The following is a 6,000-nucleotide window of genomic DNA, read 5'->3' on the forward strand; positions in this document are numbered from 1 at the left end:
AGAAAAAATTATATAAAAGACGGTGAGTTTTTTATAAGGTCGGCAAAGTCAAAGGTCGACTGCTATAGCTTGGTAGAAAGTTAAGCATTTTTTGCAAAGCAAGCCAAGCTGATGTGTCGAGTGGCTATGGACAATAATTTGTGCATACATGATGATGCTAGTGACGACAACTAGACTGAAGTCCAAAGGCGGGTGAAAACCGCCCTGAGGATGTCGGTAGTAAATGGTTTGGTGATAAAATCAACCATTCCGGCCTCTCGGCACTTGCTCTCATCTTCCGTAGTAGCATTGGCAGTAACGGCAACGATGATTGGAAGACGTTGTCCTCTCTCAAGAAAAAGTCTGCGAATTTCCTTTGTTGCTTCAATGCCGTCCATTCTGGGCATTAAAACGTCCATCAATACAAAGTCGAAATCCCGGGAAGAAGCCAGGGCCACAGCCTGCTCCCCATCTTCAGCCACTTCTATATTAGTAACACCAAGATTCTTGAGTATTTTAAGCATTACAAGCCTGTTGATATATACGTCCTCGGCAACGAGAACGGATAGTTCGCTGAAATTTATCGGTTGGGTGTATTTCTCAGCCAGCGCATGCTCGCTCCGGGTAGCGAGAGTCAGTGGAAGTTCCACATAAAACGAGCTGCCTTTCCCCTCGGTAGAATAGAACCAAATCTTCCCGTGCATCAAGTCGGTCAGGCTTTTGGCAATGGAAAGGCCCAATCCGGTGCCTACCACCGCCAGGTCAGTTTCATTCTTAAAGAACCTGGAAAACACTTTTGGGTGCTGACTTTTTGGAATGCCAATGCCGGTGTCGTCAACTTTGAAAAGCACTGTGGCAATCTTATCTTCTTTTCTCACAACGGTGGTAGACATGGTCACTTTTCCTGCCGGTGTGAATTTGACCGCATTCGTTGTCAGGTTAATAAGGATTTGCCTGATCCTCTTAAGGTCACCCATCAGGTGAATGTCGGATTTGCTGGCGTGTACCAACTCAATGGAAACCTTACTGGTTTTCACCGACTCAAATCCATGAAATAGCTGGCTGATATCCTTCGTTACATCCTTCAGCTCAAAAGCATCTTCTTGTAACGTCACCCGGTTGTTTTCAATCATGGTGATGTCAAGCACATCAGTAATCAAGCCTGAAAGTATGTGGCTGCTGGTTGCCAGGTTTTTTACAAGCTCGCTCTGTTCTTTGTCAAGATTGGTTTTCTCGATTAGTTCCGCAAGTCCGACGATTCCATTGAGCGGTGTTCGCATTTCGTGACTGATGGTAGCCAGAAACTGACTCTTAGCCTTATCGGCCGATTCGGCCCTTTCTTTGGCAGTACCCAACTCGAGGTTCATTCGTTGCAGATGCTCTCTGTCCTGCAAATACTCTTTTTTGAAAATATAGAAAGCAAAGCCCATCACCACCAGCATGACCACCCCCGCTATCGAAAGATCTCTCCATTCGCTCACATAATCAGTGTAGGGCACGGCCAGGTCTCTGTGGTAGTACTCGATGGTGACGAAAATGATCACCACGCAAATCGTGGATATGATAAAGATGATATAACGGCGTATAGGTAAAACCAAAAGCCCTGAGATGTAGATGAGCACACACATGTGCATCACAGCACCACGGATGCCGCCGGAGGGGAGCCAGCCAAAGGAGATGATGAGCAATGCAGAGATGTAATAAACAGAGGTAGTAAGACGAAAGGATATGCCTTTTTTAACAGCCAAATAGACCGCAGAGTAAAAACACAGTGCGAACAGATAGATGCCGAGGACAGTTGAATTGAATTGCGACAGTATGCCTACCAACGACCACAACAGTAGCGTGAGGATAGTCAGGCAGAGTGTGATCTCAAAAAGCCTTTCTTCTATAGGCCTGGAGGCATCTCTGGCAGGCAGCAGCTTCCCGAGTGCTTTCTTAAGTAAATTCATTGTGCTGGTCGAAAAAAAAGAAGCCTGTTGGAGCTTAAAATTGTATGAAAGTAAAAAAATAATCTGGAATCTGCTTATCCAAATGCCACCTGATCGATTGCAACGGTTGCCTTTAGTATGTTTTTGTCATATCAGAAGGGATCACGATGATAAAATCCGCAGCACCAACATTTCCCTCGGCCAGCTCTCCGATGTTTTCCTGCTCCACACAATGTATTGTGGCCACGCTCGCTTTCTTATTGTATTTGTTCAGGTACCAAATGATGCCTTCCCCATTTTTGGAGTGGTAGGAGCCATTGAAGTGAATGACCTTGCTCTTGCTTTCCTTGCTGATGAACCAGCCCATTGTTGCATCTTTACTCGCTTGAGAGCTGGCCAGGTTTTCGGCACTTCCTGGTGCACCGTGCCCACCCATCGACTTTATCATTTCCTGATAGCCGGGCAGGCTCAGGTCAATTTCCAGGGGAAGAGGGGCCATGTATTTTTTTGCTTCGTCGGGCAAGTTATTGAGCGCATCAGGCCCTTTTCTATATACTAGGTTGGCATACCTTCGGGGGATATTTGACGCCACCAACTTCAGTTGGTGCTCTTTGGCAAATTCCACGATTGGCTTGTAGTCCGTTTTATAGTTGTCCCACATTTTAGCTTCCTTGAGCAAATGCCTCTCTTCGATAAGGCCGCTCATGAATTCGTCCACCACCAGCTGATCATCGGCCTCGAACATCTCCATGGCGACTACCAGGTCTTTGCCATGCTCAGCATAGAGGCCTTTTGTCACCTGCAGCTCCAGCCAGTGGTTGATAGAATTGTCGTGCAGCTCGCCGAAGAAGACCACGTCGGCCCGGGAAACGTCCTTTAGCATTTTTTCGTAAGCAACCTGCTTGCCTTTTGAATTGTAGATTTCAAACGCCTGCGGTGATTGGGCGAAGAGACAGTGGGTGACTAGAACCAGCGAAGAAAAGAGAAGGGTTTTCATAGATTGAATGATCCGGTAATGGCATTAAAGAAAGCCAATTTTCTATCAAGGTACTACTTCAGGACTCTCAAATGCGGGTAGTTAGCTATTGTTTGCTGATGAACTGATCTCTTTCCAGTCTTTTACAATTTGTCTGTCGAGCATAAAAGTACCTCCTGGCAACAGCGAAGCCAGAAACGCTCTGAGTGTCATCAAAAAGTCCCATTTTAACACAGGAGCGGCTAATAATAGGGCTGGAATGTATAAGAGAAAGAGGACGCCGTGAGCCATACCCACATACCTGACAGCCAGTGGCTGATCCATCCAGTACTTCAATGGCATAGCGATCAACAACAATACGAGGAATGAAATGCCTTCCACAGTGGCAACAAAACGAAAAAAGGAAACTTTACTGTTCATTGTGAGAAAAACGATTGTTTGGCCATGCATCGTTGACCAACTCTGGTTGATAATTCAAATCTGTTTTTTATTTCTTGCTATAAACCAAATGAGTCGAAGGCCATCGGCCTACTTCACTTCTTTAATCATTGTCCGCATCAATTTGTTGGCGAATATAAAGTCTTTCAATTCCGGTACATCTGCCTGTGCAATGGTGTCGGTGCTGCCTTCCCATTTTTTTTGTCCCTGATGCATGAACAGGATATAGTCGCCAATCTCCATTACTGAGTTCATGTCGTGGGTAACGACCACCGTGGTAATGTCGAATTCATAGGTGATCTCCTGAATCAGGTTGTCTATTGTTATCGACGTTTGTGGATCCAGCCCGGAATTGGGCTCATCGCAAAACAGGTACTTGGAGTTGTTGACAATGGCCCTGGCAATACCCACCCGCTTTTTCATTCCTCCGCTGACTTCCGATGGCATTTTTTTATTCACGCCAGCCAGCCCCACTCTTTCGAGACAAAAGTTGACCCTGTCGAGCTTTTCCGCCTGAGGCATCTTGGTAAGTACATTGAGCGGAAACATCACATTGGCCTCCACATTCATGGAATCGAAGAGCGCTCCGCCCTGAAACAACATGCCTATTTCACGTCTGATATCTGTTCTGAGGCTCTTGTCGCCATGTGTGAAATCCCGTCCGTCGTAGGTCACCGTTCCCTCATCGGGTTTTACCAGGCCCACAATGCACTTGAGGAGCACACTTTTTCCTGTGCCACTGGCACCAATGATCAGGTTGGTTTTGCCCTTTTCGAATCTGCCGGAAATACCATGCAATACGGCCTTTCCGTCGAACGATTTCTTGATGTTTTCTATCTCAATCATATAAAATCAGATAAGAAGTTGAGCAAGTACATAGTCGGCAACCAGAATGGCAATACAGCTATTGTTCACTGCACTGGTACTCGATTTGCCAACTTCCAGTGCTCCACCCACTGTGTAATAGCCTTTGTAAGCAGAGATGGCAGCTACTAAAAAACCGAAGGCTACTGCCTTGATCAGCGCAAAAGAGACATTGAACTGGACAAATTCGTAACGAATACCGTAAATGTATTCTGTGCCGGTAAGTACTCCGGTAGCGATCGAAATCAGGTAGCCACCCAGTATAGTCAGAAAGCCTGAAAAAACCACAAGCATGGGGTAGGTGAGGATAGACGCAATGATTTTGGGCAACACCAGGTAGGAGGTGGCGTTAATCCCCATCACCTCAAGGGCGTCAATTTGTTCCGTGATCCTCATGGTGCCTAGTTCGCCGGCGATATTGGAGCCAACTTTACCCGCAAACACAATGGCCATGATGGTAGGCGCAAGTTCGAGCAGGGTCATGTCACGAACTACCATCGATACAATATAAAGAGGAACCAGCGGACTCACCAGGTTGTAGGCGGTTTGCAGCGTGGTAACGGCGCCCATGAACGTGGCAATGATAGCAAAAAGGGGAAGAGAGTTGTAACCAATCAGAATGGCCTCATCCACAACTCTCGTGGCGTAAGTCTTAAACGACTCCATGCGGGTAAACTGCTGCCCGAAAAAGATCATGAACTTGCCTATGCTTTCCATTTGCTCAAATTTGTTCCAAGAAAAAACATCCCCACCGTTAAAGAAAGTTTCGGACAGGAAAAAAGAAGATTAAACTAACTTTCGGGGATATTGGTTACCCCTGGGGTAGCGCAATTCCACAATTTTAAACAGATTCTGGGACTTAGTTGGTTGAAGATCAGATTAAACGATAGTAAAATGAATAAATTAATTGTTGTCACCGGGGGCACGAAAGGCATAGGCAGGGGTGTTGTTGAGGCGTTTGTTCAGCATGGGTTTGATGTAGTCACCTGTGCAAGGTCAGAAGACCAGCTTGCGTCTTTGAAAACGGCGGTAGGCGAGATGGCGCCCAACGCCAAAGTGCACACCTTTAAAGCTGATCTGAGCAAAAGAATTGAGGTTGATGCATTTCTGCAATTTGTAAAAGAAACCGGCAGGCCAGTAGACGTGCTCGTCAACAACACGGGTGTATTTATCCCCGGGCAGGTGCATTCTGAAGTGGAGGGCGCATTGGAAACAATGATTGACACCAACCTGTACAGTGCTTATCACCTTTCGAGAGGGATTATTCCCGGAATGAAAAAGGTTGGCAAAGGTCACATCTTCAATATTTGTTCCATTGCCAGCATTGTTGCTTATGCCAATGGGGGCAGCTATGCCATCAGCAAGTTTGCCATGTACGGCATGAGCAAAGTGCTGAGAGAGGAAATGAAGCCATTTGGTATCAGGGTGAGTTCGGTGCTGCCCGGAGCGACTTTCACGGCTAGCTGGGAGAAGGCCGACATACCCGAAGAGCGTTTTATTCCCCTAGAAGATGTAGCCACTATGGTGTGGGCAGCCTATAGCCTTTCGCCAAGGTCGGTGGTGGAAGATATTGTGGTCCGGCCTCAGCTGGGAGATATTTGATGGTTTTTAAGGACGGGGCTTGTAGGTGTCGGCACGGCAACTAGCCACCAGGCAAGAGCCGTCAGACACCGGTGGTTATGTTCAGTTAAGTGTGTCATTTTTTAAAAGTTGGGTTCAAGTCTTTCGGGATATGTCATAGTTAGTATACTTATCACCTTGGTCCATGATACCGGTCTGGACCATTTCTTTTGAACCTTTGAACTGACTAAA

Annotated in this window: 6 protein-coding genes; 1 reads left to right on the plus strand and 5 read right to left on the minus strand. The window is 46.5% G+C overall.

Annotated elements, in window-relative coordinates:
• Window positions 1-170: 170 nt before the first annotated feature.
• From RIG68_RS26715 to RIG68_RS26735, 5 genes are all read right to left on the minus strand, one after another.
• Window positions 171-1,931, minus strand: coding sequence for an ATP-binding protein (locus RIG68_RS26715; protein ID WP_350129717.1), 1,761 nt, complete (start codon window positions 1,929-1,931; stop codon window positions 171-173).
• 112 nt (window positions 1,932-2,043) lie between these two features.
• Window positions 2,044-2,907, minus strand: coding sequence for a ChaN family lipoprotein (locus tag RIG68_RS26720; protein ID WP_350129720.1), 864 nt, complete (start codon window positions 2,905-2,907; stop codon window positions 2,044-2,046).
• 81 nt (window positions 2,908-2,988) lie between these two features.
• Window positions 2,989-3,306, minus strand: a complete 318-nt coding sequence (locus RIG68_RS26725; RefSeq protein ID WP_350129722.1) for a DUF3817 domain-containing protein — start codon at window positions 3,304-3,306, stop codon at window positions 2,989-2,991.
• Window positions 3,307-3,414: 108 nt separating this feature from the next.
• Complete coding sequence (locus tag RIG68_RS26730) at window positions 3,415-4,170, minus strand: ABC transporter ATP-binding protein (protein ID WP_350127153.1); 756 nt, start codon at window positions 4,168-4,170, stop codon at window positions 3,415-3,417.
• A gap of 6 nt (window positions 4,171-4,176) precedes the next feature.
• Window positions 4,177-4,905 carry an MlaE family ABC transporter permease gene (locus RIG68_RS26735; RefSeq protein WP_350069244.1) on the minus strand — a complete coding sequence of 243 codons (729 nt, stop codon included), beginning with the start codon at window positions 4,903-4,905 and terminating at the stop codon, window positions 4,177-4,179.
• 177 nt (window positions 4,906-5,082) lie between these two features.
• On the opposite strand from RIG68_RS26735, the gene RIG68_RS26740 reads away from it, so the two are divergent.
• Complete coding sequence (locus RIG68_RS26740) at window positions 5,083-5,790, plus strand: SDR family oxidoreductase (protein WP_350129725.1); 708 nt, start codon at window positions 5,083-5,085, stop codon at window positions 5,788-5,790.
• Window positions 5,791-6,000 lie beyond the last annotated feature (210 nt).

The sequence above is a fragment of the Imperialibacter sp. genome (assembly GCF_040222385.1).
In the GTDB taxonomy this organism is placed as follows: domain Bacteria; phylum Bacteroidota; class Bacteroidia; order Cytophagales; family Cyclobacteriaceae; genus Imperialibacter.

Bases quoted from the DNA above. Each gene is read 5' to 3' on its own strand.
- RIG68_RS26740 (WP_350129725.1), top strand. From the start codon at position 5,083: ATGAATAAATTAATTGTTGTCACCGGGGGCACGAAAGGCATAGGCAGG.
- RIG68_RS26730 (WP_350127153.1), bottom strand. From the start codon at position 4,170: ATGATTGAGATAGAAAACATCAAGAAATCGTTCGACGGAAAGGCCGTA.
- RIG68_RS26735 (WP_350069244.1), bottom strand. From the start codon at position 4,905: ATGGAAAGCATAGGCAAGTTCATGATCTTTTTCGGGCAGCAGTTTACC.
- RIG68_RS26715 (WP_350129717.1), bottom strand. From the start codon at position 1,931: ATGAATTTACTTAAGAAAGCACTCGGGAAGCTGCTGCCTGCCAGAGAT.
- RIG68_RS26720 (WP_350129720.1), bottom strand. From the start codon at position 2,907: ATGAAAACCCTTCTCTTTTCTTCGCTGGTTCTAGTCACCCACTGTCTC.
- RIG68_RS26725 (WP_350129722.1), bottom strand. From the start codon at position 3,306: ATGAACAGTAAAGTTTCCTTTTTTCGTTTTGTTGCCACTGTGGAAGGC.